This window comes from Bacillus thermozeamaize (assembly GCA_002159075.1).
In the GTDB taxonomy this organism is placed as follows: Bacteria; Bacillota; Bacilli; order ZCTH02-B2; family ZCTH02-B2; genus Bacillus_BB; species Bacillus_BB thermozeamaize.
On the sequence record LZRT01000017.1, the window covers coordinates 1 to 2,087 of the forward strand.

Consider the following 2,087-nt stretch of genomic DNA (forward strand, 5'->3'; position numbering starts at 1 on the left):
CGGCGAAAGGTGTCGCGAAAAAGCTCATGCTCTTCCGAAAATAGTTTCGGCATGGTAGGATTCCTCCTGCTCTTTAGCAACTGAGCGCTCGTTCGATTTCTGGCGTCAATAAACTGAGCGCTCGCTCAGAAAATCGCGATTTTATTATATCATATCTGTAGAGGAGATGAATATATCGCGCGATCACCCAGGTAAAATCTTACCCAAAGGATTGTGGATCACTGCCCCGAAAATATGGGGTTTAAGTGCATAAAGACAAAAAAACACCCACCTAAGCCATCTGAGATGGCTATTTATGGAAATTTGATGGTTTTTAGTCGCTTAGGCACCTTGTTCAATCTCTGCTAGCTCCACGACTTTATATCCGATCTCGTTCAGTTTCCTTATTGCTTGTTTTTTAATCTGTTCTCGCCTGCGTTTTTCGTAATATGTTGGACTGAGCGGACGATACTCCTGATCCTCTTTCAGCAGATGATAGATGATCACCAAAATGCGGTGTGCCACAGCCACGATCGCGCGTTTGGAACCCCGGCGTGCGGCAAGCCGGTGGTACAGGCGGGAAAGAAAGGTGTTTTTCGTTCGCGCAGCAGCGTGTGCTGCTTCGATGAGCGCACTCCGAAGCAGGGGGTTTCCTTTGGTCGTTCGCCCTGATCGTCGTTTCCCTGCACTTTCGTTGTTCCCTGGAGCGACACCCGCCCATGAGGCCAAGTGGGCGGCCGTCGGAAACCGGTTCATGTCGGTGCCGATGACACCGATGATCTCCTGCGTGGTTCGCTTCCCAAGGCCCTCGATGTTCCGGATACGCTCCAAGGGAAGATCAAAAGGGCGCATCTGCCGCTCGATTTCTTCATCCAATGCGGCAATAAGCTGGGTGAGCGCATCGATGTGCCGCAGTTGCTGCTCGAGCATGAAGCGAAGATGCGGGCCGATCAACCCTCTGAGCGCGCGCTTCAGTTCTTCCCGCTTGTTTTTCAGCCGCCCAAGTGCCAGCAATGAAAGGGCTTCCGGATCCTCTTCCCCGGCGATGATGGCCTCTAGCATGGCTCGTGAGGATTTGCCAAGGATGTCGGTTGCGACGGAGGAAAGCTTGATGTTTGCTCCTTCCAGCACCTTCTGGATTCGGTTGATCTCACGGGCACGCTCTTGGATGAGACTGCGGCGATATTTCAAAAGCTCGCGCAGTTCACGTTGATCGCGTGGTGGGATATAACTTCCTTTGAGCAGCCCCCGCTGCAGGAGAGAGGCAATCCATTCGGCGTCGCGCACATCGGTTTTCCGGCCGGGGACGTTTTTGATATGCTTGGCATTGACAACCAGAGGTGAAAGACCGGATGCTTCCAGCAGGTTGTAGATCGGTTTCCAATAGGAGCCGGTACTTTCCATCGCCACGTGTGTGACACTCTGTTCCTTGATCCAATCGACCATCTGCAAGAGATCATCGGTCATCGTGGCGTACGTCCGAATCTCCTTGACTTCTGGTGTCAGAACACAGGCGACGACGGTCTTCTTGTGCACGTCGAGTCCACAAACATGGCTATAGATGACGTCCATGGTGGTGTACTCTCCTTGCGGCTTTCGTTTTGGAGGCTGGTGCAACGACCGATTTCCAGACCATTCTGCCCCGCGTGCTCTAGGCAACAGTTCGTGGTGCACCTGGTCGTCGGGTTCAGTCTCACGTTCGGGCTCAAGGCGCCAAGTCATCGACGACCTGCTCCACCAGCCGCAATCTTATTGTAACGCTAAAGAAAGCCTATTTTCATCCCTCGTGGTGCCGCTTGCGGTATGGAAGTCTCACGTCAAAATCTTACCGAGGGGATGTGACGTGAGAATGTCTCTACAAAGCCGTCACAAGTACTTACGCAAAATGCAGGAACGCTATCGCAACGCCAAAACGCGAAACGAGAAATCTCACATTCTCGATGAAGTCGTCCATGTCTTGGGATATCATCGAAAGCATGCCATCCAAGTGTTGGGTGGTAAAACGACCATCCTCAACTCAACTACTCGTAAGCGGCATCGACCCATCATGTATCAAGAGGCCTTACCGGTGATTCAGCTGGTATGGCAAGCACTGGACTATCCTTGTG

1 protein-coding gene is annotated in these 2,087 nt (G+C 52.3%); it reads right to left on the reverse strand.

Annotation, left to right across the window (positions count from 1 at the left end; all coding sequences use genetic code 11):
• Positions 1-321: 321 nt before the first annotated feature.
• Positions 322-1,551 (reverse strand): transposase, encoded by a 1,230-nt coding sequence (locus tag BAA01_02285; protein OUM90496.1) that lies wholly within the window; start codon positions 1,549-1,551, stop codon positions 322-324.
• Between the last annotated feature and the right edge of the window lie 536 nt (positions 1,552-2,087).